19 protein-coding genes and 2 pseudogenes are annotated in these 23,942 nt (G+C 75.5%); 13 read left to right on the top strand and 8 right to left on the bottom strand.

Features of this window, described 5'->3' with window-relative positions:
- Positions 1-126 precede the first annotated feature (126 nt).
- Positions 127-564 (bottom strand): gamma-glutamylcyclotransferase, encoded by a 438-nt coding sequence (locus tag V6D49_RS08760; protein WP_340558580.1) that lies wholly within the window; start codon positions 562-564, stop codon positions 127-129.
- A gap of 83 nt (positions 565-647) precedes the next feature.
- Here V6D49_RS08760 and V6D49_RS08755 point away from each other — a divergent pair, with 83 nt between their 5' ends.
- The 11 genes and pseudogenes from V6D49_RS08755 (at position 648) to V6D49_RS08710 (ending at position 12,469) form a co-directional block, all read left to right on the top strand.
- Entirely contained in the window at positions 648-2,078 is a 1,431-nt protein-coding gene (locus tag V6D49_RS08755) for an NAD(P)H-quinone dehydrogenase (protein ID WP_340563806.1), read from the top strand.
- 172 nt (positions 2,079-2,250) lie between these two features.
- Positions 2,251-3,174, top strand: coding sequence for a DeoR/GlpR family DNA-binding transcription regulator (locus V6D49_RS08750; protein ID WP_445330629.1), 924 nt, complete (start codon positions 2,251-2,253; stop codon positions 3,172-3,174).
- 116 nt (positions 3,175-3,290) lie between these two features.
- Positions 3,291-4,238: a poly(ethylene terephthalate) hydrolase family protein gene (locus tag V6D49_RS08745; protein WP_445330628.1), complete on the top strand. Its 948-nt coding sequence runs from the start codon at positions 3,291-3,293 to the stop codon at positions 4,236-4,238.
- Between the two features lie 103 nt (positions 4,239-4,341).
- A pseudogene (locus V6D49_RS26205) lies at positions 4,342-4,788 on the top strand (ATP-binding protein); the annotation flags it as partial.
- Between the two features lie 630 nt (positions 4,789-5,418).
- A pseudogene (locus V6D49_RS26200) lies at positions 5,419-5,640 on the top strand (helix-turn-helix domain-containing protein); the annotation flags it as partial.
- Between the two features lie 163 nt (positions 5,641-5,803).
- A complete protein-coding gene (locus V6D49_RS08735) occupies positions 5,804-7,075 on the top strand; it encodes a PucR family transcriptional regulator (protein ID WP_340558574.1) in 1,272 nt (423 codons plus the stop codon).
- A gap of 326 nt (positions 7,076-7,401) precedes the next feature.
- Positions 7,402-8,223 carry an ABC transporter ATP-binding protein gene (locus V6D49_RS08730; protein ID WP_340558572.1) on the top strand — a complete coding sequence of 274 codons (822 nt, stop codon included), beginning with the start codon at positions 7,402-7,404 and terminating at the stop codon, positions 8,221-8,223.
- The gene (locus V6D49_RS08725) at positions 8,220-9,101 is read left to right on the top strand and encodes an ABC transporter ATP-binding protein (RefSeq protein ID WP_340558570.1); all 882 of its coding nucleotides are present in this window, start codon (positions 8,220-8,222) and stop codon (positions 9,099-9,101) included. The genes V6D49_RS08730 and V6D49_RS08725 overlap by 4 nt, the downstream gene beginning before the upstream one ends.
- Positions 9,098-9,988 carry a branched-chain amino acid ABC transporter permease gene (locus V6D49_RS08720; protein WP_340558569.1) on the top strand — a complete coding sequence of 297 codons (891 nt, stop codon included), beginning with the start codon at positions 9,098-9,100 and terminating at the stop codon, positions 9,986-9,988. Before V6D49_RS08725 ends, V6D49_RS08720 begins: the two co-directional genes overlap by 4 nt.
- Complete coding sequence (locus V6D49_RS08715; protein WP_445330490.1) at positions 9,981-11,210, top strand: branched-chain amino acid ABC transporter permease; 1,230 nt, start codon at positions 9,981-9,983, stop codon at positions 11,208-11,210. The genes V6D49_RS08720 and V6D49_RS08715 overlap by 8 nt, the downstream gene beginning before the upstream one ends.
- Positions 11,207-12,469 (top strand): ABC transporter substrate-binding protein, encoded by a 1,263-nt coding sequence (locus V6D49_RS08710; RefSeq protein ID WP_340558567.1) that lies wholly within the window; start codon positions 11,207-11,209, stop codon positions 12,467-12,469. The genes V6D49_RS08715 and V6D49_RS08710 overlap by 4 nt, the downstream gene beginning before the upstream one ends.
- Before the next feature lie 111 nt (positions 12,470-12,580).
- On the opposite strand, the gene V6D49_RS08705 is transcribed toward V6D49_RS08710, so the two are convergent.
- The 6 genes from V6D49_RS08705 to V6D49_RS08680 form a co-directional block, all read right to left on the bottom strand.
- Entirely contained in the window at positions 12,581-14,353 is a 1,773-nt protein-coding gene (locus tag V6D49_RS08705; protein ID WP_340558565.1) for a S8 family serine peptidase, read from the bottom strand.
- A 151-nt stretch (positions 14,354-14,504) separates the two neighbouring features.
- Positions 14,505-17,372 carry an ATP-binding protein gene (locus tag V6D49_RS08700; protein ID WP_340558563.1) on the bottom strand — a complete coding sequence of 956 codons (2,868 nt, stop codon included), beginning with the start codon at positions 17,370-17,372 and terminating at the stop codon, positions 14,505-14,507.
- A gap of 122 nt (positions 17,373-17,494) precedes the next feature.
- On the bottom strand, positions 17,495-18,748 hold the full coding sequence (locus V6D49_RS08695; protein ID WP_340558561.1) for an NAD(P)/FAD-dependent oxidoreductase: 1,254 nt from the start codon (positions 18,746-18,748) through the stop codon (positions 17,495-17,497).
- On the bottom strand, positions 18,745-18,936 hold the full coding sequence (locus V6D49_RS08690) for a ferredoxin (protein WP_340558559.1): 192 nt from the start codon (positions 18,934-18,936) through the stop codon (positions 18,745-18,747). The genes V6D49_RS08695 and V6D49_RS08690 overlap by 4 nt, the downstream gene beginning before the upstream one ends.
- 48 nt (positions 18,937-18,984) lie before the next feature.
- Positions 18,985-19,923, bottom strand: a complete 939-nt coding sequence (locus tag V6D49_RS08685) for a pyridoxamine 5'-phosphate oxidase family protein (protein ID WP_340558557.1) — start codon at positions 19,921-19,923, stop codon at positions 18,985-18,987.
- Positions 19,924-19,971: 48 nt separating this feature from the next.
- On the bottom strand, positions 19,972-20,427 hold the full coding sequence (locus tag V6D49_RS08680) for a VOC family protein (protein ID WP_340558556.1): 456 nt from the start codon (positions 20,425-20,427) through the stop codon (positions 19,972-19,974).
- Between the two features lie 153 nt (positions 20,428-20,580).
- On the opposite strand from V6D49_RS08680, the gene V6D49_RS08675 reads away from it, so the two are divergent.
- Together V6D49_RS08675 and V6D49_RS08670 are read left to right on the top strand one after the other, a co-directional pair.
- A complete protein-coding gene (locus tag V6D49_RS08675) occupies positions 20,581-21,144 on the top strand; it encodes a CGNR zinc finger domain-containing protein (protein WP_340558554.1) in 564 nt (187 codons plus the stop codon).
- An 81-nt stretch (positions 21,145-21,225) separates the two neighbouring features.
- Positions 21,226-22,419, top strand: coding sequence for a cytochrome P450 family protein (locus V6D49_RS08670; RefSeq protein WP_340558552.1), 1,194 nt, complete (start codon positions 21,226-21,228; stop codon positions 22,417-22,419).
- On the opposite strand, the gene V6D49_RS08665 is transcribed toward V6D49_RS08670, so the two are convergent.
- On the bottom strand, positions 22,409-23,938 hold the full coding sequence (locus tag V6D49_RS08665) for an FAD-dependent oxidoreductase (RefSeq protein ID WP_340558551.1): 1,530 nt from the start codon (positions 23,936-23,938) through the stop codon (positions 22,409-22,411). The two genes, V6D49_RS08670 and V6D49_RS08665, sit on opposite strands and share 11 nt — an antisense overlap.
- Positions 23,939-23,942: the final 4 nt, after the last annotated feature.

Genomic DNA, 23,942 nt, shown 5'->3' with positions numbered 1-23,942 from the left:
ACGAACCGCGGGGGTGCCCGTTCGTGCGTCCCTCCCGCCGCGCCGGGACGGCGGACTCGGGCGGGCCGCTCAGGCCGGGCGGCAGCCGGAAGGGCGCAGGTCGGCGGCGTCAGCGGGGCCGCGGCGTCAGCAGGGGTGCTTGCGCAGCGTCATCACGTAGTCGTGCGGGGCGCCCGCCGACTCGGCGGCGTCGGCGATCTCCCCGAGGTACCGGGGGGAGGGCAGGCCGCCCTCGAAGCCGTTCAGCACGTAGATCCACGCCGCCTCGTCGCCGTCGAGGGTGTGCACGCGCACGCGCATGCGGCGGTAGATGTCGAGGCCGACGCCCTCCCAGCGGTCCATGCCGTCCTCGTCCATCGGGGCGATGTCGTAGAGCGCGACGAAGACCTCCGAGCGCGGCGACTCGACGAGGGTGGCCAATGCGCCCTCCCAGCCCATGTGCTCCCCGCCGAAGGTCAGCCGCCAGTCCGTGATCCAGCCGGTGCCGCGCAGCGGGGAGTGCGGGGCGCGGCGGGCCATCAGCCGGGCGTCCAGGTTTCCTGCGTACGCGGCGTAGAGCGACATGCGTCAAAGGGTACGGGAGCGCCCGACGGCACCTGGGTGGCCGAAGGGTGCCCCTCGCGCACGGCGGGGGGTCGTGAGGGACACTGGAGCACGTGACTCGGATCGTGATTATCGGTGGCGGACCCGGCGGATACGAGGCGGGGCTGGTGGCCGCGCAGCTCGGGGCGGAGGTGACGGTCGTCGACCTCGACGGCCTCGGCGGCGCGTCGGTGCTGACCGACTGCGTCCCGTCCAAGACCCTGATCGCCACGGCGGAGGTCAAGACGAACTTCGACTCCTCCTACCAGGAGCTGGGCATCACGCTCGGCGGGGACGGGGCGGAGGACGGCATCGGCGTGGACCTGGGCAAGGTGAACCGCCGGGTGAAACGGCTGGCCCTGGCCCAGTCGCACGACATCACCGCCTCGGTGACCCGCGCGGGGGCCCGCGTCATGCGCGGGCGCGGACGGCTGGAGCCGCAACAGGGCCCGGACGGCTCGCGCACGGTCGTGGTGACGGCGGCCGACGGCACCGAGGAGACGCTGACGGCGGACGCCGTGCTCATCTCCACCGGCGGTCACCCGAGGGAGATCCCGGACGCGCAGCCGGACGGCGAGCGCATCCTGAACTGGAAGCAGGTCTACGACCTGGACGAGCTGCCGGAGGAGCTGATCGTCGTCGGCTCCGGTGTGACGGGTGCCGAGTTCGCCGGGGCCTACCAGTCGCTGGGTTCGCACGTCACGCTCGTCTCCTCGCGCGACCGGGTGCTGCCCGGCGAGGACCCGGACGCCGCCGCCGTCCTGGAGGACGTCTTCCGGCGCCGGGGGATGAACGTCATGGCCCGCTCCCGCGCCGCGTCGGCCAAGCGGGTCGGGGACCGGGTGGAGGTGACGCTCTCCGACGGGCGCGTGATCACCGGCTCGCACTGCCTGATGGCGGTCGGCGCGGTGCCCAACACCTCGGGGCTGGGCCTGGAGGAGGCCGGGGTGCGGCTGAAGGAATCCGGCCACATCTGGACGGACAAGGTCTCCCGGACGACGGCGCCCGGCGTCTACGCGGCCGGTGACTGCACGGGCGTCCTCGCGCTGGCCTCCGTCGCGGCGAAGCAGGGCCGGGTGGCGATGTACCACATCCTCGGTGAGACGGTGGCGCCGCTGGACCTCAAGACGGTGTCGGCGAACATCTTCACCGACCCGGAGATCGCCACCGTCGGCTACTCGCAGGCCGACGCGGACGAGGGCCGCATCGACGCGTGGACGGTCAAGCTGCCGCTGCTGCGTAACCCGCGCGCGAAGATGCAGGGTGTGCGGGACGGTTTCGTGAAGCTGTTCTGCCGTCCGGGCACCGGCATCGTGGTGGGCGGTGTCGTCGTGTCGCCGCGCGCGAGCGAGTTGATCCACCCGATCTCGATCGCCGTGGACAACAACCTGACCGTGGAGCAGATCGCCAACGCCTTCACCGTGTACCCGTCGCTGTCGGGCTCGATCGCCGAGGTGGCGCGGCAGTTGCACACCCGCAAGGCGGCGCAGGACTGAGGCCGGCCGCTACGGGACGCACCTCCCGCTGCGCGGCGGTCCGCCTCTACCACATCGCGGTGTGCGACATGGCCATCTTCGGTTAATTGCGGCATATAGCTGAAAGTTGGCGGTCTTTCACGTTACTGTCAGTTCTGTGTTCGCTGCAGAACGTCGACAATTGATCCTCGAGATGGTCCGGGCCAACGGAGCGGTGTCGCTCCGGGAGTTGGCCCGCGTCGTCCAGACCTCCGAAGTCACCGTGCGGCGCGACGTCCGCGCCCTGGAGTCCGAAGGGCTGCTGGACCGCCGGCACGGCGGTGCGGTGCTGCCCGGCGGGTACACCCGGGAGTCCGGGTTCCCGCACAAGTCGCACCTGGCCACCGCGGAGAAGACGGCCATCGCCGACCTGGCCGCCGGGCTGGTCCAGGAGGGCGAGGCCATCGTCGTCGGTGCCGGGACCACCACGCAGGAGCTGGCCCGGCGCTTGGCCCGGGTGCCGGGCCTGACCGTCGTCACCAACTCCCTGCTGGTCGCGCAGGCCCTCGCGCACGCCAACCGGGTGGAGGTCGTGATGACGGGCGGCACGCTGCGCGGCTCCAACTACGCCCTGGTCGGCAGCGGTGCCGAGCAGTCGCTGCACGGGCTGCGGGTCTCGCGTGCGTTCCTCTCCGGCAGTGGTCTGACGGCCGAACGAGGGCTGTCCACCTCCAACATGCTGTCCGCCAGCGTGGACCGGGCGCTCGTGCAGTCCGCCGCCGAGGTGGTCGTCGTCGCCGACCACACGAAGCTGGGCACGGACACCATGTTCCAGACGGTGCCGACCGACCTCATCACCCACCTGGTGACGGACGAGCCCCCGGCCGAGAACGAGCGGGCGGGCGGGGAGTTGCAGGCCCTGGCGGACCAGGGGGTGCAGATCGCGGTGGCCGGGCCCGGCCCGGTGCAGGAGCGCGCCGACGCCCCCCAGCAGCCGCACCAGCCGCAGTATCCCGGGCCATCGGCGCGCCAGGAGGTGCCGTTGCCGGGGCAGCGGCGCAACCACCCCGCGTCCCCGCCGCCGCTGCGCGGCGGGCCGGGTTCGGTGGCGGACCTGGCGCCGCGCCGCCGGGGCTGAGGCGGCCAGAGGCCGCCCGACGCCGGGCCGGGCGGTCCGAGGCGGGCGGTCCGGCGTCGGGCGGTCCGAGGCGGACACTGGCGATTACACCGGGGCGGCCACGCGACCGGAGCGCCATCGTGGCGGGGTCAACGGCACTGACCGGAAGGACCCCCACCGTGCGCACCCATCGCTCACGTCTCGCCTCGGCCGGCATCGCCGGGCTCCTCCTCCTCAGCGGCGCCCAGGCCGCCCACGGCGCCCAGGCCACCGAGGGCGCCCCCGTCACCGTGGCGGCCGACAACCCCTACGAGCGCGGCCCGGCCCCCACGGAGTCGAGCGTCGAAGCCCCCCTCGGCCACTACTCCGTCGACGACTTCGACGTCCCGTCCTGGTACGTCAGGGGCTTCGGCGGCGGCACCGTCTACTACCCGACCGACACCAGCGACGGCACGTTCGGCGCGGTGGCCGTCTCGCCCGGCTACACGGCGGGCAAGGAGACGATGGAATGGCTCGGCCCGCGCCTGGCCTCCCGGGGCTTCGTCATCATCGTCATCGACACGAACTCGCGCTTCGACTTCCCCGCCAGCCGGGGCGACCAGCTCCTCGCCGCGCTCGACTACCTGACCGAGGACAGCAGCGTCCGCGACCGCATCGACCCGGACCGGCTGGGCGTGATGGGCCACTCCATGGGCGGCGGCGGGTCACTGGAGGCCGCCAAGGAGCGGCCCAGCCTGAAGGCCGCCGTGCCGCTCACCCCGTGGAACACGGACAAGCGCTGGCCCGAACTGCGCACGCCCACCCTCATCGTGGGCGCCGAGCGCGACAGCGTCGCCCCCGTGGCCACACACTCGGAGCCGTTCTACGAGTCCCTGCCCGGTGACCTCGACCGCGCGTACCTGGAGCTGAACAACGCCGACCACTTCGCGCCCAACTTCTCCAACACCACCATCGCGAAGTACGGCATCTCCTGGCTGAAGCGCTTCATCGACGACGACACGCGCTACGAGCAGTTCCTCTGCCCGATCCCGCGCCCGAGCCTCACCATCGAGGAGTACCGGGGCAACTGCCCCCACTCCTCCTGACGTTCACCCGAGGGCGGGGCTGTGCCGAGGCACAGCCCCGCCCTCGGCATGCTGGGGGACCGCCCCTTGCCGCACCCCGGTGGCCGGTCCCGATGATGGCGGGATGACGCGCGCAGGCTCCCTCTCGTCCCGCCCCGCCGGGCCGCATGGCCGGGACGCCGAGCTCACCGACCTCCACGCGCTGCTGGACGGTGTGCGGCACGGCCACGGCGGCGCCCTGCTCCTCACCGCGCCCCCCGGCTGCGGGCGCACGACCCTGCTCCGGTACGCGGCGCGGGCGTTCCGGCCGGGGCCCGTGGTGGACGTCGCCGGGGTCCTCGCCGAGCGCGGCTGGCCGCACGCCGGGCTGCACGCCGTGCTCAGCCGGGCCGCCGCGCTCGGCCTCGCGGCGCCCCCGGCGCGGTGGCCCGGCGACCGGCCGGCCGCGCTGGAACTGCTGCGCGCGCTGCGCGCCCTGACCGCGTCCGCCGGGCCGGTGCTGCTGTGCGTGGACGACGCCCACCACATCGACGCGGCCTCCCGCTCGGCCCTCGGTTTCGCCGCCCGCCGACTGGGCCAGGGGCTCGCCGTGGGGCTGGTGCTGACCGTGGAACGGGACGCGGCCGACGCGCCGGAGTTCGCCGGACTGCCGGTGCGCCACGTCGGGCGGCTGGGCCGGGCGTCGTGCGCGGCGCTCCTGGACGACCTGCTGCCCGCCGGTCCGGACACCGGGGCGCGGGAGCGGCTGCTGGCCGAGGCGGGCGGCGTCCCCGGGGTGCTGGCCGAACTCGCGGCCCTGCCGGGGGCCGCCGGGCCGGGCGCGCCCGCCTGGGAGGGGCCCCACCCGCCCGGCTCGCTGCTCGGCCGGTACGCGGCCCGGGTGCGGGAGCTGCCCGCCGACACCCGCACCGCCCTGCTGCTGGCCGCCACCGACACGTTGCGCCGGGCGGCCGGGCCGGGCGCGGAGCGGTCGGCGGGCCGGGACGGCGCGGCGGACGGCGTCCGGCGCTGGCTCGGGGCGGTGCGGGCCGCCGGGCTCGACCCGGTCTGCCTGGAGCCCGCCGAGCACGCCGGGCTGGTGCGGACGGGCGGCGGGGCGCTGCGCTTCGACCCGCCCGTCGTGGCCCGGCTGGTGTACGCCGGTGCCACGCTCGCCGCCCGCCGTGCGGCGCACCGGCTGCTGGCCGACGTCGGGGCGTGCGGCGGCTGGCCGCTCGGCGCGCTCACCCCGCAACAGCTGCGGATCACCCGGTACGTGGCCGAGGGGGCGACCAACCGTGAGGTCTCCGAACTGCTCGGGGTCAGCCCGCGCACGGTCGACTACCACCTGCGCAACGTCTTCACGGCGCTCGGTGTGCGCTCCCGCGTGGAACTGACCAGGTTGGTGGGGCGGGTGGAGCGGCCGGAGTGGGCCGCCTTCTGAGCCGCGCGGGCCCGGGGTGCCGGGGGCGTCCGGAGGTCACGGAGTGATGCCGACTTCGGTCGCTCGTCTGGGTTACCGACCGGGTGGTATGTCATGCTGAGTGCTCCGACGGCCGGGCGGTCCGCCCGCCTGACGCCAGGGCCCACCGAGGTGGAGGACTCTGATGCAGCCAGACGTACTGTCCCGGGTCCGTACGCGTGCCGGGGCGCCGGCCATGCCGCCGCCCGTACGGACGCGGGCCGATCCCGAGGCCCTCGCGGTCCTGCACCGCGCCGCGCGCGTCCTCATCGAGGAACTGCCGCAGCTCACCGACCGCCTGGTCACCTACCTCGGTGACCGGGAGACGTCCTACCGTGCCGCCATCGCGGCCGACGGCGACGACGTGTGGCAGGAGGTGCACCGCTCGCTGCGCTACAACGTCAGCTCGCTGGTGCGCCCCCGCCAGTTCCGGGACGCCGCGCGCCGCTGCACCTGGGAGATCGGGGTGCACCGGGCCGAACAGGGCGTTCCGCTGGACGCCGTGCTGCACGCCTTCCGGCGCGGCGGCGCGATCGTCTGGCAGGCGCTGATCGAGGAGACCGAGCGCACCGACCCCGACGACGTGCGGCTCCTGGTGCACCTCGCGGCCGACGTGTGGAACTTCGTCGACGAGCACTGCGCCCTGGTCGCGGACGCCTTCCGGGAGACCGACCGGCAACTCGCCTGGCGCCGGGAGAACCGGCTGCGGCTCCTCGTGCAGGGCCTGCTCGACGGCACCACCCGCATCGCCGACCTGCCCGAGGCGGCGGCCGCGCTCGACCTCCCCGAGGACGGCCGGTACGCCGTCGTCACCGTCACCGGCGCGAACGCCGGCGGCCTGCCGGGCGGACGCCTGCCGGTCGCCCGGCGCGGCACCCGGCTGCTGTGGCACGGCGGTCCGGACGACGAGGGCCGCGAGGCGGTGCGCGCCATCGCCCTCCTCGGCGACGCCACGCCGCAGGAGGTGGCCCACGCCCTGCGCCTCCCGCCCGGCGCCCGCATGGGCGTCAGCTCCGTGGTGGAGGGCCTGGCCGCGCTCGGCGACGCCCGCAAGCTCGCCGACACCGCGCTGCGCTGCGCCACCCCCGACGGCCCGGCCGTCGTCCTGGACGACCACCTGCCCGCCGCCCTCACCGTCTCCTCGCCCGCCCTCGCCGCCGCGCTGACCCGCAGCGTGCTGGGGCCGCTCCTGCGGCTGGAACCGGCCGACCGGGACGTGCTGCTGGACACCCTCACCGTCTGGCTGGAGTGCGACGGTTCGGCGCCGCGCGCCGGGGCCCGGCTGTACTGCCACCGCAACACCGTGCTCAACCGGCTGCGCCGCTGCGAACAGCTCACCGGCCGCTCGCTCTCCCGTCCCGAGGACCTGGTGCAGCTCTCGCTGGCCCTCACCGCACGCCGTCTCCTGCCCGGCTGACGCCCCCGGCCGGGGCGGCGTGCCCCGGCCCGTGCGCCGGCACCCGACCGCACCCCCGGCCCGCCCCGGCGCCGGTGGGTGCGTTCGGCGTGCCCACCCGCCGGTGGGCCCCGGCACAACCCGCTCCGAAGGCCGTGCGCTGGACGTTCGCCCGCCCGCTGTGCCGGTGCACAACGGGTACGGCCGGAGTCTGGGAGCCGCCCCCGACATGCCGCGCGGCCCTGTACGCCCGTCGCGGCGGGTGCTGTGGTGTGGGCGTTCCCCGCCCCCGTGCCGCCGTCGCGCCTCGCCCGGCCCCGCCGGCGGCGGCCTTTGAGGAGGAGTGCATGTTCGGCTTCCGAGCGCGCCCCGGCGCGCCACCTCCCTCCCGCTCCGGCGCGCCGCCCGGCGACGGACCGGCGGACCTGCGGGTCGACGGCCTCCAGGTGCGGTACGGCCGCGCCGTCACGGCCCTGGACGACGTCAGCCTCACCGTGCCCGCCGGGGGCGTCGTCGCCCTGCTGGGCTCCAACGGCGCGGGCAAGACCACGCTGCTGCGCGCGGTGTCCGGCACGCTGCGCCTGTACCGGGGCGGCGTCACCGCCGGGACCGTGACGTACGGGGACCGCTCGCTGGACGGCACCGACCCGGTGGCGGCCGTCCGGGCGGGCGTCGTGCAGGTCCCCGAGGGCCGCCGCGTCTTCGGAGGCATGACGGTCGACGAGAACCTGAGGGCCGGCGGCCTCGGCCGGGTGCGGCGGGACGCCGACGGCGGGAACACCGCCGCCCGCGAGCGGGTCTACGGGCTCTTCCCCCGCCTCGCCGAGCGCACCGGCCAGCGTGCCGGGCTGCTGTCCGGCGGCGAGCAGCAGATGCTCGCCATCGGGCGCGCCCTGATGGCCTGGCCCCGGCTCCTGCTGCTGGACGAGCCGTCGCTGGGTCTGGCCCCGCTGATGGTCGAGCGCATCGCGGAGGTCGTCCGCGAGATCCACGCCCAGGGCACGTCCGTGCTGCTCGTGGAGCAGAACGCGGCCATGGCGCTCGCCCTCGCCGACCACGCCTACGTGCTGGAGGTCGGACGGGTCGGGCTCTCCGGACCCGCCGAGGAGCTGTCCCGCTCCGACGAGGTCGGCCGGCTCTACCTCGGCGAGGGGGTGAGCACCGGATGAGCGCGACCGCCCCGACACCGCCGCCGCCCCTGACCGTCACGGACCTCACCGTGCGCTTCGCCGGACTCGTCGCGCTGGACGCCGTCGGGTTCACCGTCCGCCCCGGGACCGTGCACGCCCTCATCGGGCCGAACGGGGCCGGGAAGTCGACCTGCTTCAACGTCCTCTCCGGCGTGTGCCGCCCGGCGTCGGGCAGCGTCCGGCTCGGCGAGCACGAGCTGACCCGGCTCGCGCCGCACCGCATCGCGGGGCTCGGGGTGGCCCGCACCTTCCAGAACATCGTCACCACCGCCGGGACCGTCGCCGACAACCTGATGCTCGGGCGGCACGGGCTGACGAAGGCGGGCTTCGCGTCCGCCGCGCTGCGGCTGCCGCACGCGGTGCGCGAGCAGCGCACGCACCTGCGGCGGGCCCGCGAGTTCGCCGAACTCACCGGGCTCGGCGCGCTGTTCGACACGCCTGTCGGCCTGCTCTCCTACGGCGACCGCAAGCGCGTCGAGCTGGCGCGCGCCCTGTGCCTGGAGCCGCGCGTGCTGCTGCTGGACGAGCCGGTGGCCGGGATGAACGGCGCCGAACGGGACCGGATGGCCGACGTCGTCCGCACCGTGCGCGCCGAACTCGGCCTCTCCGTCGTCCTGGTGGAGCACGACATGGGGCTCGTCATGCGGCTCGCCGACGAGGTCACCGTGCTGGACTTCGGCCGCCGCATCGCGGGCGGCACCCCCGAGGAGGTCCGCAACGACCCGGCGGTGCTCCGCGCCTACCTCGGCACCCCGGCCACCGCCGGGCCCGGCACCGACCCGACACCGTCCACGGCTCCCGACGCCACACCTCCGCACGCCGCGCCGTCCGGCGCCGACCAGGAGTCCCCCGCATGAACCAAGCGCTCGACATCCTGATCAACGGCCTGGCCCTCGGCTCGGTCTACGCCCTGGTCGCCCTCGGCTTCGTCATCATCTTCAAGGCGTCCGGGGTGATGAACTTCGCCCAGGGCTCGATGCTGCTCTTCGGCGGGTACCTCACCGCCGTCCTGCACGAGCACATCGGCTTCCTCGCGGCGCTCGCCGTCGGCGTCCTCGCGACGGCCGTCCTGGCGGGGGCCGTCGACCGGCTGCTGCTGCGCGGCCTGGACCCGTCGCAGCACCACATCCTCACGATCCTCACCATCGGCGTCGACATCCTGATCGTCACCGAACTGGCCCGGCGCATCGGCGGGGACCTGCTCTCCCTCGGTGACCCGTGGGGCAACGAGGTCGTCGCCCTGGGCGGCGTCACCGTGCCCGTCAGCCGCATCGCCTGCATCACCGTGTCCGTCCTCGTCATCGGGGCGGTGTTCGCCGCGTTCCGCTACACCTCCTGGGGCCTGTCGCTGCGCGCCGCCGCCGAGGACCGCGAGGCCGCCGCCCTCATGGGCATCCCGCTCAGCCGCATTCGCACCCTTGCCTGGTGCCTGGCCGGGGCGCTCGCCGCGCTCGCCGCCCTCTTCCTCACCGCCTTCCCCGCCCCCGGACTGGAGCGCACGACGGGGCAGATCGCCCTGAAGGCGTTCCCCGCCGCCATCCTCGGCGGCATGACGTCCCCACCGGGCGCGCTGGTCGGCAGCCTGCTCATCGGCGTGACCGAGGCGCTGGCCGCCGGGTACCAGAGCGAACTGAGCGGTTTCGGGCGGGGCCTGGGCGACGTGGCGCCCTACCTGGTGATGATCACCGTCCTGCTGATTCGCCCGCACGGCCTGCTGGGCACGAAGGAGGCCGTCCGTGTCTGACCGCACCGCCCGCACGTCCCGCGCCCCGCTGACGTCCCGTACGCCCCTGACGTCCCGGGCCCGGCGTCCGCTCCTCGCCGTCGCCGGCGTCCTGCTGCTGTGCGCGCTGCCGCTCTACGCGGAGGCGTACTGGCTCCAGATCGGACTGTTCGCCATGGCGGCGGCCATCGGCGCCATCGGACTGAACCTGCTCAGCGGGGGAGCGGGCCAACTCTCCCTGGGGCACGCCTTCTTCCTCGCCGTCGGCGCCTACGGCTACGCCTGGCTGGCCGGTGAGCCCGGACCCGGACTGCCCGCGCCGCTCGCGCTGGTGCTGGCCGTCTGCCTGGCCGGGGTGGCGGGCGGACTCTTCAGCCCCGTCTCCGGCCGGGTGCGCGGCATCTACCTCGGCGTGGCGACGCTGGCGCTCGTCTTCATCGGCCACCACGTCATGCTCAACGCCGAGTCCGTCACCGGCGGGTACAACGGCCGCGCGGTGGCGCCCTTCGAGCTGTTCGGCTTCTCCTTCACCAGTCAGGACCCGGAACTGTCGGTCCTCGGCGTGCCGTTCGGCGCCGAGGAGCGGCTGTGGTACCTCGGCCTGACGCTGCTCGCCGTGGCCTGGTTCACCGCCCGCAACATCCTGCGCGGCCGACCCGGCCGGGCCATGGCGGCGGTGCGGGACAGCGAGGTGGCCGCCTCCGTCATGGGCGTGCCCGTCGCCCGCTACCGCTCGGCCGCGTTCGTCGTCTCCTCCATGTACGCGGGCCTGTCCGGCGCGCTCATCGCCCTCGCCTTCCGCCGGATCGTGCCGGACTACTTCGGGCTGGTCCTCTCCATCGACTACCTCGCCATGATCGTCATCGGCGGGCTCGGCTCGGTGGGCGGAGCCGTGGCGGGAGCGGCGTTCGTCACGGCGCTGCCCCTGGTCATGGCCCGGTACGCCGACGCCCTCCCGATCGTCGACGAGCCGGGCGGCCCCGGCCACGTCGTCGGGCCGACGGAGGCCGCGCGCTACCTCTACGGCGCCGCCATCATCGTCGTCCTGCGCTACGCGCCCGGCGGGCTGGCCGGCCTGCTGCGCCGCCGCCCCGCCCGCGCCCGGCCGGACCGCAGCCCCACCGGGCCCGACCCGGCCGCCGGCACCGGCGCGCCGCCCGGCTCCGGCCCGCCGCCGGGCTCCGGCCCCCACGCCACCCCCCTGCCCGTCCCCTCCGCGCAACGCAAGGAGTCCCGCCCGTGAACCGCATCAGACGACCGGCCGCCGCCCTCGCGGCCCTGGCCGCCCTCTCCCTCCTCGGCACCGCGTGCAGCACCAAGGCGTCCGACTCCGGCGGGGGCACCGGCGCCGACGGCGTGAAGACGGGCCCCGGCGTCACCGAGGAGACCATCACCCTCGGCGCCCTCACCGACCTCAGCGGCCCCTACGCCACGCTCGGCAAGAGCATCGTGCAGGCCCAGCAGATGTGGGCCGAGCAGATCAACGACGACGGCGGCATCTGCGGGCGCACCATCGAGATCGAGGTCGAGGACCACGGCTACGACGTGCAGAAGGCCGTGGCCGCCTACTCCAAGATCTCCCCGGACGTGATCGCGATGCCGCAGGTCATCGGCTCACCGGTGGTCGACGCCCTCATCGACGACCTCGAGCGCGACGCCGTGCTCTCCTTCCCCCAGGCGTGGTCCGCCTCGCTGCTGGGCCACGACGCCGTCCAGGTGCTCGGCACCACCTACGACCTGGACATGATGCGGGCGGTGGACTTCCTCGTCCGCGAACAGGGCCTGAAGGAGGGGGACACGATCGGCCACGTCTACTTCGAGGGCGAGTACGGGGCCAACGCGGTGCAGGGCTCGACGTACGCGGCCGAGCAGGCCGGGATCGACATCGTCGAGCAGAAGATCAAGGCGACCGACACCGACCTGACGGCCCAGGTCACCGCCGTGCGCGGGGAGGACGTCGACGCCATGCTCATCAGCGCCGGGCCCGCGCAGACCGCCTCGCTCGTGGGCGTGGCGGCGGCCTCGGGCTTCGAGGTGCCCGTCGTCACCAGCGCCCCCGGCTTCGCGCCGCAACTGCTGGACACCCCGGCCGCCCCGGCGCTGGAGGCCATGCTCCACATCGTGACGGCCATCCCGTCCGTCAGCTCCGAACTCCCGGAGGTGAGGCAGATGGTGGCCGACTACCAGGAGGCGTACCCCGGCGACCTCGTCGACTCCGGGGTGCTCTCCGGCTTCAACGCCGCCGTCCTCATGGGCGAGAGCCTGAAGGCGGCCTGTGACGCCAAGGACCTCACCCGCGAAGGGCTGGTCGAGGCGCACCGCTCCCGCGACCAGGTCGACGTCGGCCTCGGCTCCCCGCAGGACTTCTCCGACCCGGGCAGCCCGTCCAGCAAGCAGTCCTACATCATCCGGCCCGCCCAGGACTCCGTCGGCGGCACCGCGCCCGTCGAGGACGCCACGCAGCCGCCCGGCGTGGAGGAGTACCTGACCTCGGCGGAATGACGCCCCGGGCGACCCCCGGTCGACGACGACGAGGGGCGTGCCGGTCCGGACGGTCCCGGACCGGCACGCCCCCTTCGTCACGTCAGGGCTGCGACGGTTCTCCCCCCGGACTTACTGGGGGAAGCAGAAGGCGCTGGTGCCGAAGTTCCAGCACTGGAGGGTGCGGGTGGCGGTGTCGGTCTGACCGGCGGTGTCGGTGACGGTGAGGCGGACGGTGTAGTTCTGCTGGGCGGCGGGGTAGCGGTGGGAGACGGTGGCCCCGGTGCCGCTGGTGCCGTCGCCGAAGTCCCAGGCGTAGGAGGCGATGTCACCGTCGGGGTCGGTGGAGCCGGAGGCGTCGAAGTCGCAGACGTCCTGCATGCAGAAGGCGGTGAAGGAGGCGGTGGGCTCCTCACCGGCCGGGGGCCGCCCGGCGCGCACGGTGCGGGTGGCGGTGTCGCGGTTGCCGTCGGTGTCGGTGACGGTCAGCGTCACCTCGTAGCTCCCGGCCGCCGCGTAGGTGTGCGAGGGGTTCACCCCGCTGCCCGACTCCCCGTCGCCGAAGTCCCACGCGTAGGAGGCGATGTCACCGTCCGGGTCGGAGGACCCGGAGGCGTCGAACGCACAGCTCGGCTCGGACTCCGAGCACTGGGCGGTGAACTCCGCGCTGGGCTCACCCGGCTCCGGAGCACCGCCCAGGCCCGACACGTCCAGCAGCAGGTTCGGCGAACCACCACCCGGGTTGCCCACCACACCCTGCTCGGCCGCACCCACGATCGCGTCCCGCACCTCACGCGGAGACGCGCCCGGGTTCCCCTCCAGGTACAGGGCGGCGGCACCGGCCGTGTGCGGGGTCGCCATCGACGTCCCGCTCATCGACTGGGTGCCGCCCCCGTTGCGAGTGGAGACGATGTCCCGGCCGGGTGCGAAAAGGTCCAGGCAGCGGCCGTAGTTGGAGAAGCTGGACCGGCCGTCGCCCCGGTCGGTCGAGCCGAGCGTGATGCCCGCCGCGACCCGGGCCGGGCTGGTGCCGCACGCGTCCGCGTTGCTGTTGCCCGCCGCGATGGCGGTCGTGACCCCGGCGTCGATGAGGCCCTGGACGGCCTGGTCCACCGAGGAGTTGGCGCCGCCGCCGAGCGAGAGGTTCGCCACGGACGGGCCGTCGGCGTTGTCCGCGACCCAGTCGATGCCCGCGATGATCTGCGACCACTGGCCCGAGCCCTGGCAGTTCAGCACCCGCACGGCGACGAGGTCGGCGTCCTTGGCGACGCCGTGGTCCCGGCTGCCCACGGTGCCCGCGACGTGCGTGCCGTGGCCGTTGCAGTCGGCGGCGTTGCGGTCGTTGTCGATGAAGTCGTACCCGCTGGTGGCCCGCCCCTGGAAGCCCGGGTGGCTCGTGTCCACGCCGCTGTCGATGACGTAGGCGGTGACACCCGCGCCCGTGGCGGGGTACGCGTAGGAGTCGTCCATGGAGCCGTCGATGCGGTCCAGACCCCACGACGGCGGGTTCGGCTGCTCGCCGACGGCGCGCGCGACGCCGTCCGCCTCCACGTAGCGCACCCCCGGAGCGGCGGCCAGCGCCCTGGCCCCGGCCTCCGTCGCGGAGATCGAGAAACCGCGGAAGGCGGAGGAGTACACCTGCTTGACCGTGGCGCCGTGTTCCTCGGCCAGCGCCGTCGCCTCCGACCTCACCGAGGCCCGGGCACCCGCCCGCACGGAGGCGTCACCCTCCAGCGCCACGATGTACTGGCCCTTGACGACGCCCGCCGCCTCGGCGTTTCGTATCGGACCCTCGGCGGGGGCCTGGCCCGCCGGGGCCGCCGCCACGGGTCCGGCGAGCGCCATCACCGTCGCCGTGGCCGCTCCGACGCACAGCGCGCCGAGCTGACTTCTCCTTGTGCGCATACCACTGCTCCTGTCCATGGGGGTGGGGCCGGGCCCGGCGGAGACACCGGGACCGGGCGGGCCTCACCCTCCGCCGCGCGCGGTGCGCAAACAATCCGGACATGGGTAGGTAGCGCCTACGTATTCGTCGAGGCGCCCGACCGCTGCGCGCTCAGTCCTCGGCCGGGACCTCCGCGCGGGAGGCGACGCCGAGCTTGCGCAGCACCTTCGCGACGTGCTGCTCGATGGTGCGCGGCGAGAGGAACAGCACCTCGGCGATCTCCCGGTTGGTGTGGCCGAGGGCCACCAGCCGGGCCACCTCCCGCTCGCGCGGCGAGAGCGCGTCCCCGTACCCGCGTCGGCCGCGCCGCGACGGCGTGACCACGCCCGTGCCCCGCAGCACGCGCCGGCAGCGGGCGGCGTCCCGCGTCGCGCCGAGGGCGGTGAACTCCTCCGCGACGGCGCCCAGCCGCCGCGCCGCCTCCGCCGGGTCCCGGCCGTCCGGGACGCCGGGGGCCAGCGCTGCCCGGGCCGCCGCCTCGGCCGCGCGGGCGGCCGGGTAGGGCCGGGGCAGCGCGGCGTAGGCGGCCCGCGCCTCCTCGAACGCCAGGGCGGCGGACCCGTGCCGCCGTGCCGCCGTCGCCAGCACACCCCGGCACACGTGGACCGCCGCGTGCCCCGCCGGAGCCTCCCGCTCCGCGACGCCCGCCGCGAACTCGCACGTCACGGACTCCGCCTCGTCCAGGCGTCCGGCGCGCGCGTACGCCGTCACGGCCATCGGCACCAACTCCGCGCCCCACGCCCAGATGTCCTTGCGCCGCAGCCGGGCCAGCGCCCGGTCCGCCGTGGCGCAGGCGGCGTTGAGCCCGCCCCGGGCCGCCAGCAGCCGCACGGCGGCGCCGGAGGCCGACGCGAGGACGGGCGCGGGCGCGTTGTCCGGGTCGGCGACCCCGGCGGCGTCCAGCCGTGCCGTCGCCTCCTCCCACTCACCACGGGCCAGCGCGAGCTGCCCGAGCACCAGCTGGGCGTCGGCGGCGACCGCCGCCACCCCCAGGTGTCCCTCCAGGACCCGCCGCGCCCGTTCCGTCAGCCCCTCCCAGCGCCCGCCGTACCAGTCCAGCCGCAGCCCGGTGCCCACCGCGATGCCCTCCACGAACGTGGCCCCGTACTCCGTGGCCAGCCGCTCGGCCTCCCGGCGGAAGCGTTGGGCCGGACCGTCCAGGCCGAGCCAGGCGGCGTAGTCGGCGAGGTTCCCGCAGGTGCGGGCCACGTGCACGCGCTGCTGCGCGTCACCCTGCCCCGCGCTGCGCAGCAGCTCCTCCGCCTCCGGCCACACCGCCGGATCGCCCCGGCTGACGCGCAGCGCCAGGTGGTTGCCGCGCACGGCGGCGCGCAGCCAGCCCTCCGCGTCGGCCCCGAGCAGCTCCTCGGCCCGCTCGATCCACCGCTCGTACACCCGGTACGGCTGCCCGCTCCAACTGGGCAGCGCCAGGGCCGCCATGCCCCGCGCCGCGAGCGACGGCCGCTCCCGCAGCTCCTCCACCGCGACCTCGGTGTCCGCCCGGCCCTGCTCGTACTCGCCCCCCTGGTTGTGCAGCAGCAGCCCCAGGTTGAGCCGGATCTCGCCGCGCAGCCCGTCCGGCAGCCGGTCGTCGTGCACGATCCGGCGCAGCAGCGCGGCGGCCCGCCGGTGCGAGACGGTGTTCACCGCCACCCGGCTGAGCCGGGTGGCCAGCCGCGCCCGCTCCAGCGCGGCGAGGTGCTCGTCGGAGAGGAGCCCTTCCAGCAGCTCCACCGCGAGCGCGAGGTCGCCCATCCGCTGGGCGGTCTCCGCCGCCGCCTCCCCGTACCGCCGCCACAGGTCGGGCTGTCCGGACTCCCGTGCGTGGTAGGCCAGTTGGACGAGGGGGCGCGGCTCGGCCGACTCCAGGGCGCGCACCGCCCGCCGGTGCAGGGCGCGCCGGGCCGGTCCGGGCACGCTGTGGTAGACGGCCTGCTGCGCCAGCGTGTGCCGGAACCCGTAGCGGTCCGGGCCCAGTTCGTGCAGGACGCCCGCCCCCAGCGCGTCCCGCAGCGCCGTCCCCGCCTCGGCCGGACCGGCCCCGGCAACCGCCGCGATCAGCTCCTCACCGGCGGGCACCCGCAGCGTCGCGGACGCCCGGACGCAGGCGGCCGCCACCGGGGAGAGCAGCGCCATCCGGTCCGCCATCGCCTCGTGCAGCCGCGTCGGGACCCCCAGCTCCGCCAGCCGCCCCGTCGTCCCCGCGCCTTCGGGCAGCGCCCGCACGACCTCCTCCAGGACGAACGGGATGCCCGCCGTGTGCGCGTGCAGCGCCTCGGCCAGAGCGGCCGGGACGTCGGCGGTCCCGGTCAGCGCCGCCGTCATGCTGCGTACCCCGGTGACGTCGAGCGGGCCGAGTGGCACGAGCACCGCCGTCGTCCCCGGCGGCTGCCGGTAGGCACGGCCCAGCGGCAGCCCCGTCCCCGGCAGTTCCTCGCGCCGGTAGCTCAGGACCGTGCTCAGCCCCTCGGGCGGGTCGTCCACCAGGAAGCGGACCAGGTCCCGCGTCCCCTCGTCGGCCCAGTGCAGATCCTCGACGACGATGACGCCCCCGCCGACGTCCTCCAGCAGCGCCCGCACGGCCCGGAACAGCCGGTGCTGGTCGACGCGCTGGTCGGCGAGCGGCTCCGGCGCGGGCGGCAGCCCTTCGGCCAGCTCGGGCAGGTAGGGCCGCAACGCCCCGCAGACCGGGTTCAGCTCCGCCGGCAGCCTGCCCTCCAGCCGCCGCAGCAGCTCGAACACCGGCCCGTACGGGAACGGTTCGCGCAGCGGGTGGCACCCACCGGTCAGCACCGTGCGGCCGCGCACCGAGACGTGCCCCAGCGCCTCCCGGACGAGTCGCGTCTTGCCGATCCCCGCCTCGCCCTCGACGAGCACGACGGCCGGGGGGTGCGTGAGGGCGTCCAGCAGCGCGTGCAGCTCCCCCGTCCGTCCCACCAGAACGGGCGTCTCGGCACGACGAAGGACCGCGTCAGGCATGCATGGCTCCGTACCGGTGGGGGGATACCCGGCGAAGCTAGCCCCCGCCCCGACCCCACGGCAATACACGTGCGCCGTCCCCCCGCCGCCTCCGCGCCGTCCCCGTCCGGCGGGCGCGGGGGCTACCGGGCCGGGCCGGCCCCGGCGGTGTGGAGGCGCCGGGCCAGGGTGGCGCGGTGGGCGGCGAGGCGTCCCGGCCGTCCTGTGGTCAGGGCCCCGACCAGCCGCCCGTCCCGGTGGTAGGTGACCTCCAACCGGCCCGCTTCGAGGTCGAGTTCGTGCACCCGTGCCTCGCCCCGGGCGGGGAGGCCAACGGAGCGCAGCGAGGTGCCGTACAGGTCCGACCAGAAGGAGGGCACCCCGGCGAACGGTCGGGGCGCCTCGGGGTGGATCAGCGTGTACGCGGCGGTCAGCGCCTGCTCGACGGCGTTGGTCCAGTGGCCGAGCTGGATCTCCTCACCGTCGGCCAGCGGATGCGGGACGCGGGCGACGTCCCCGGCGGCGACGACGCCGGGCAGCGGCCGGCCGTCCCCGTCCAGCACCCGCAGGTACGCGTCGCACCGCACACCGTGCGCCAGCGCGGCGCCCGAGCCGCTGAGCCATTCGGTGGCCGGTCGGGCACCGAGGGCGAGCACCGCCGTGTCGGCCGGGACCACCGCACCGTCGGACAGTTCCACGGCACTGAGGGCGCCCTCGCGGCCGGTGCGGAAACCGGTGACCACCGTGCCCGTCCGCAGCTCGACCCCGGCCCTGCGGTGCAGGGCGGCGACGTAGCCGCCCGCCTCGGCCCCGATCGCCCGGTGCAGCGGCTGCGGCTCGGCCTCGACCAGCGTGACGTGCGCTCCGCGCGCCCGGGCCGACGCGGCGATCTCGCCGCCCAGGAACCCCGCGCCGACGACGACGAGTCGGCGTCCGGGGGCCAGCCGGGCCCGCACCGCCAGCGCGTCCTCCCACGTCCGCAGGGTGAGCACGGTGGGCGGCAGCGGCTCCGGGCCCGGGGGCCACGTCCGGGCGGTGGCTCCGGTGGCGACGAGCAGCCCGTCGTACCGGACCGCCTCGTCGTCGGCCAGGTGCAGCAGGCGGGCCGCCGGGTCGAGGCGCGTCGCCCGGCGGCCGAGGAGCAGGCGGACGTCCGGTCCCTCGGGCAGGGGCAGGGGCAGGGGCAGGGGCAGCGGCGGCGGGGGGCCGTCGGGCGCCACGGCCGCCGTCAGCGCCCCTTTGGACAGCGGCGGCCGGTCGTAGGGCGGTCGTCGCTCGGCGCCGACGACCGTGATCGTCCCGCCGAAGCCCCGGCTCCGCAGCGCCCGCACGGCCCGTGACCCGGCGAGGGAGGCCCCGACGACGACCAGATGGCGGCCGTTCCCGTGGGGCCTCACTCCGCGTCCGTCACGGTGACGGCGCGCAGCGGGCACAGGGCGGCGGCCGTCTCGGCGCGTTCGCGCAGCGACTCGGGGGGCGCGGCGTCGTGGACGATGCGGTCGTCGTCGAAGGCGAAGATCTCGGGGGCGGCGAACACGCACTGGCCGTGGCTCTCGCACCGGTCCAGGTCGACGGTGATCCGCATGGGGGCTCCTCGGTGGGGTGGGTGGTTGCGTGGGGTCGGCGACGTGCGTCAGCGCGCCGGGGGGTTGAAGCGCGAGTACTCGGGGTCCGACCAGCGCAGCGGTGAGGCGGCGGTGATCTCCCGCACCTGCGTGACGGAGAACTCGACCATGCGCTGGGCCCCGGGGACGTCGGCGGACCCGGCGGCGTCCCACACCGTGCGCGCGGTGCCGGAGAGGTGCAGTGCGGAGCCGTCCTCCCAGCCGGGGAAGAGCAGCCCGGCCGCCGGGTTGACCTCCAGGTTCCCCAGCGTCAGGAGCATGGCGTTGCCCACGTAGTCCGGCCAGCGCAGCAGGGTCGGGCCGAGGACGCGGACGAAGCCGGGCCGGCCGCCCCGGTGCGAGGCGTCGGCGTCCCCCCGGTCGGAGGCGGTGGCGACGAAGAACGTGTCGGCCAGCTTGACCGTCCGCTGCTGCGCGTCCGTCAGCGCCGTTCCGTGCGTGACGCGGCGCCCGGTGTCCGCCGCCTTTCGCTCGGCCGGGTCGAGCAGCCGGTGGGTGCGCTTCTGCAGGTACTTGGGGCAGTTGGCGATGACCTGGTCGAGCGCCACGCGCAGCCCGCCGGGACGGGCTTCGGCCCGCCCGTTGACCCGCATGCGGCGCCGCGTGGCCGGTTCGAGGGCGATCATGCCGACGGGTACGGCGTCCGGCCCCCTGCGCGCCGGGTCCGTGAGCACCTCGGCCAGCGGGTCCTCCGCGAGCGGCAGGGCGTCGACGCTGAGCGAACCGGGGGCGGGCACCGTGAGGAAACCCGGGGCCCCGGTCAGCGGGCTCGCCCAGAGGCGGCCGTCGCCGTCCGCCGCGCCCACCACGATCATCGGCTGCTGCTCCAGGAAACGTTCGGCGACCGGGGGCACCTCGGTGCCGATCGCCGCGAGGGAGAGGGCGGCCTGCCCGGTGAGGCCGGCGCGCTGCTGCGCCGCGGCCTCACCCCGGTGGTACGTGGCCACGGGAGGTCCTTTCGGGAGGGGGCCGAACGGCCCGGCGCTCGGGACGGTCTAGAAGAAGCCGCAGGTCGGGGCACCGGCCGTGGGGGCGTCCGCCGGGTCGGCACCGGTCGGGGCGTAGACCTCCAGCCGGGTGCCGTCGGGGTCGGTGAAGAAGATGCCGCCGGAGGTGGCGTTCTCGCCGTGCGGCACGACCCCGTCGTAGCGGAACGCCGCGCCCAGCTCCCGCAGCGTCCGCTCGGTGGCCCTGACCTCCTCGACCGTGTCCACCTGGAAGGACAGGTGGTGCAGACCCGGGCGGTCCGTGGCGAAGACGCCCTCGCTCTGCTGCCACAGCGTCACCATCAGGTGCTCGCCGCGCCCGAGGAACGCCCAGCGGCGGCCGTCCTCCTTGCCCTCGGCGAGCACGTCGAAGCCGAAGACCTGCCGGTAGAAGCCGAGTGAGCGGTTCATGTCGGTGACGTTGAGTCCGACGTGGCCGGTCTGGAGGTTGCTGGCCCTGCTCATGGTTGATCACACGCCCTTCACCCGGAGTCACGGGCGATCCCGCAACCGTTGAAAATGACTTTAACGGTTAGTCAGAGTGCGGGTCAACCGGTGATCTCGGAATGACCGGTTACCGTGGCGGTGGACCCGCCCGACCGGAGGAAGAGACTCCCCATGCCCGACACCCCCGACCCCCGGCCGCTGACCGGCGAACCCCTCGCCGTCGACCTGCTCAACACGCGCTGGATCGACGGCGGGACGCCGCACGACCTCCTCACCGGGGTCGACGGGCTCGCCGTATGGCTCGCCGACCCCTCCGTCTCCCGCGCGCTCGGCGGCCAGCCGGTCCCGGCCACACCGGACACGCTCGATGGGCTCCGCGCCGCCCGCGCCGCCCTCGCGGCCGTCATCGACACCCCGTCCCCGGACGACGCGGCCCGCGACGCCCTCAACGCCGTGCTGGCCCACGGCCGCGTCCGGCGGACGCTGGAGCCGAACGGGCCGCGCAGCCGCGTCGAGGTGGACGACGCGTCCTGGTACCCGGCGTGGCTCGCGGCGGACAACTACCTGCACCTGGTCACCGAGCATCCCGAACGGCTCCGCGCCTGCGCGAACGACGCCTGCGTGCTGCACTTCTACGACGTCTCCCGCAACGGCACCCGGCGCTGGTGCTCGATGGCCGGCTGCGGCAACCGCGCAAAGGCCCACCGCCACCACACCCGCCACCGGGCCGGCTGACCGCCGCGCGCCGGTGCCGGGTGCCCGGCGCCCGGGTGTCGCGTGTCGTCAACGGGCGCCGCGTACGGAGACACTTGGGGGATGCTGGAGAGTGTGCGGTCCGTGGATCCCCGGACCCTGATCGACGACCCCTACGCCGTCTACGCCGAACTCCGCACGGCCGGGCCCGTGCACCGGATCACCGGCACGGACGGGAAGCCCGCCTGGCTCGTCACCCGGTACGAGGACGTCCGCCGGGCGCTGGGCGACCCGCGCCTCGCCCTGGACCGGCGCCACGCCCTGCCGGGCAACTACACCGGCTTCAACCTGCCGCCCGCCCTGGACGCCAACCTCCTGAACATGGACCCGCCCGACCACACCCGCGTCCGGCGGCTCGTGGCGCGGGCCTTCACCCCCGGCCGCGTCGAGAAGCTGCGCGCACCCGTCCGCACCCTGGCCCACACGCTGCTGGACGCCGTCGAGCCGGACGGCCGCGCCGACCTCGTCGCCGCCTACGCCGCGCCGCTGCCCATCACCGTCATCTGCGACCTGCTCGGCGTACCGGCCGCCGACCGCCCCGACTTCCGCTCCTGGACCGACACCCTCATCACCCCCGACCCGGCCCGCCCCGAGGCCGCGAAGCAGGCCGTCGGCGCGATGCTCCGCTTCTACACCGGTCTCATCGCCGACAAGCGCGCCACGCCCGGCGACGACCTGATCTCCGACCTGATCGCCGCCCGCGACGAGGACGGCGACCGGCTCACCGAGGACGAACTCACCTCCCTCGCCTTCCTCATCCTCTTCGCCGGGTACGAGAACACCGTCCACCTCATCGGCAACTCCGTCCTCGCCCTCCTCGACCACCCCGACGTCCTGGCCCGCCTCCGCGCCGAACCGGCCCTCCTGGCCCCGGCCGTGGACGAACTGGCCCGTTTCGACGGCCCGGCGCCCCTGGCCATCCGGCGGTTCCCCGTCGAGGACCTGGACATCGACGGCGTCACCGTCCCCGCCGGGGAGACGGTGCTGCTCTCCCTCGCCTCCGCCAACCGCGACCCGGCGCGCTTCGACGCCCCCGACACCCCGCACCCAGCCTCAGGCGGCTCCGGCCACCTCGCCCTCGGCCACGGCGTCCACTACTGCCTCGGCGCCCCGTTGGCCCGCATGGAGACGGAGACCGCCCTCGCCGTCCTGCTGGAACGGCTGCCCGGCCTGCGCCTCGACGTCCCCCGCGCCGACCTGCGCCACCGCCCCACCATCCGCGCCCGCGGCCTCCTCACCCTCCCCGTCACCTGGTGACCGCGCCACGGCCCGGGGTGGAGGTGGGGTGGGGGGACGTGCCGGGGAGTGGGGTGGGGCCGCAGTGGTGGCGGAGGGCGTCGGTGACGGCGTCCGGGCCGGGGCGGGCGGACGTCCAGGCGAGGTGGGCGTCGGGCCGGACCAGCGCCGCGCCGAGGCCGGGGAGTTCGGCGCACGGGCCGCCGGTGTGGACGACGCAGACCCGGCCGCCCCACGGCTCGGCGGCGGCGGCCGCCGCCCCGTCGGCGGTCAGGTCGAGCAGCAGGAACCGGCCGTCGCGCATGAGTTCGTCGGCGCGGACCGGCGCCGCACCAGGCAGCGGCAGGGTGCAGTGGGGGAGCCGGGTACCCGGGCCGGGTCGGGAGGTGTGGTCGGTGTGCAGGCCGGCGAGCAGCCGCGCGGCCGTGTGACGGCGTCGGGACGACCGCAGGCCCGCCAACGCGGCGCTGCGCGCGGTGCGTTCGGCGAGGGAGGTGCCGGTGGCCAGCCGCGTCGCCCGGTCGGTGGCCCGCAGCACGGCCTCGGCGTGGGGACGCCGCTCGGCCTCGTAGGAGTCGAGCAGGCCGGGCGGGGCCCAGCCCCGCACCCGGGCGGCGAGCTTCCAGCCGAGGTTGACGGCGTCCTGGATGCCGAGGTTCAGCCCCTGGCCGCCGAGGGGTGAGTGCAGGTGGGCGGCGTCCCCGGCGAGCAGGACGCGGCCGGTGCGGTACCGGTCGACGATCCGCTGGTGCACCTTGAACCGGGCCAGCCACCGGGCGTCGTACGGCTCGGGGTCGTGGTCGAGCGTCGCGGCGAGGGCGGCGCGGAGCTCGACGAGCGTGGCCGCCTGTGGCCGCCAGCCGTGGTCGGGGCGGGCGACGGCGAGCCGGTAGGAGCCGTCGGCGTAGGGGACGGAGACGACGACGCCGCCCCGGCCCGGCAGGACGAGCACCTCGCGCGGCAGCGGCCTGCGCAGGTGGACGTCGGCGAGCAGGGGCGCCATGGCGTAGGTGTGACCGCGCAGGGTGAGGCCGGACACCTCGCGGACGGCGCTGTGCGCGCCGTCGCAGCCGACGACGTACTCCGCCCGTTCCTCCCACTCCCGCCCCGGTGCGCGTACGCGCAGGGTGACGCCGTCCCCGTCCTGGCGCAGCTCGGTGACCTCCGCCTCGCGCTGGACGGTGACGCCGAGGTCGGCCGCGCGGCGTGCGAGCACTTCCTCGGTGGTGCTCTGCGGGACGACGTTGACGTACGGGTAGGGCGAGTCGAGGACGCCGAAGTCGAGGGCCGGCGCGGTGCCGACGGCCATGCGGCGGACGGGCCGTCCGGCGGCGGCCAGCTCCTCGGCGTGCCCGCGCAGGTGCAGCACCTCCATGGTGCGGCTGTAGAGCGCGACGGACCGCCGGCCGTCGGCCGGGGCGGCGCGTCGTTCGAGGACGGTGCAGGGGACCCCCGCGGCGGCCAGTTCGCAGGCGAGGGTCAGCCCGGTCGGTCCGGCTCCGACGACGACGACGGGCTGTTCGGGGGTGAGCGGGGACACGGGG

This window comes from Streptomyces sp. GSL17-111 (assembly GCF_037911585.1).
Taxonomy (GTDB): domain Bacteria; phylum Actinomycetota; class Actinomycetes; order Streptomycetales; family Streptomycetaceae; genus Streptomyces.
The sequence above is the reverse complement of the archived record's forward strand: the minus strand, read 5'-3'. Positions and strand labels throughout refer to the sequence as shown.

Coding starts and splice junctions, on each gene's coding strand:
- V6D49_RS08760 (WP_340558580.1), bottom strand. CDS start 564: ATGTCGCTCTACGCCGCGTACGCAGGAAACCTGGACGCCCGGCTGATG.
- V6D49_RS08750 (WP_445330629.1), top strand. CDS start 2,251: ATGGTCCGGGCCAACGGAGCGGTGTCGCTCCGGGAGTTGGCCCGCGTC.
- V6D49_RS08735 (WP_340558574.1), top strand. CDS start 5,804: ATGCAGCCAGACGTACTGTCCCGGGTCCGTACGCGTGCCGGGGCGCCG.
- V6D49_RS08730 (WP_340558572.1), top strand. CDS start 7,402: ATGTTCGGCTTCCGAGCGCGCCCCGGCGCGCCACCTCCCTCCCGCTCC.
- V6D49_RS08725 (WP_340558570.1), top strand. CDS start 8,220: ATGAGCGCGACCGCCCCGACACCGCCGCCGCCCCTGACCGTCACGGAC.
- V6D49_RS08720 (WP_340558569.1), top strand. CDS start 9,098: ATGAACCAAGCGCTCGACATCCTGATCAACGGCCTGGCCCTCGGCTCG.
- V6D49_RS08705 (WP_340558565.1), bottom strand. CDS start 14,353: ATGCGCACAAGGAGAAGTCAGCTCGGCGCGCTGTGCGTCGGAGCGGCC.
- V6D49_RS08700 (WP_340558563.1), bottom strand. CDS start 17,372: ATGCCTGACGCGGTCCTTCGTCGTGCCGAGACGCCCGTTCTGGTGGGA.
- V6D49_RS08690 (WP_340558559.1), bottom strand. CDS start 18,936: ATGCGGATCACCGTCGACCTGGACCGGTGCGAGAGCCACGGCCAGTGC.
- V6D49_RS08680 (WP_340558556.1), bottom strand. CDS start 20,427: ATGAGCAGGGCCAGCAACCTCCAGACCGGCCACGTCGGACTCAACGTC.
- V6D49_RS08675 (WP_340558554.1), top strand. CDS start 20,581: ATGCCCGACACCCCCGACCCCCGGCCGCTGACCGGCGAACCCCTCGCC.
- V6D49_RS08670 (WP_340558552.1), top strand. CDS start 21,226: ATGCTGGAGAGTGTGCGGTCCGTGGATCCCCGGACCCTGATCGACGAC.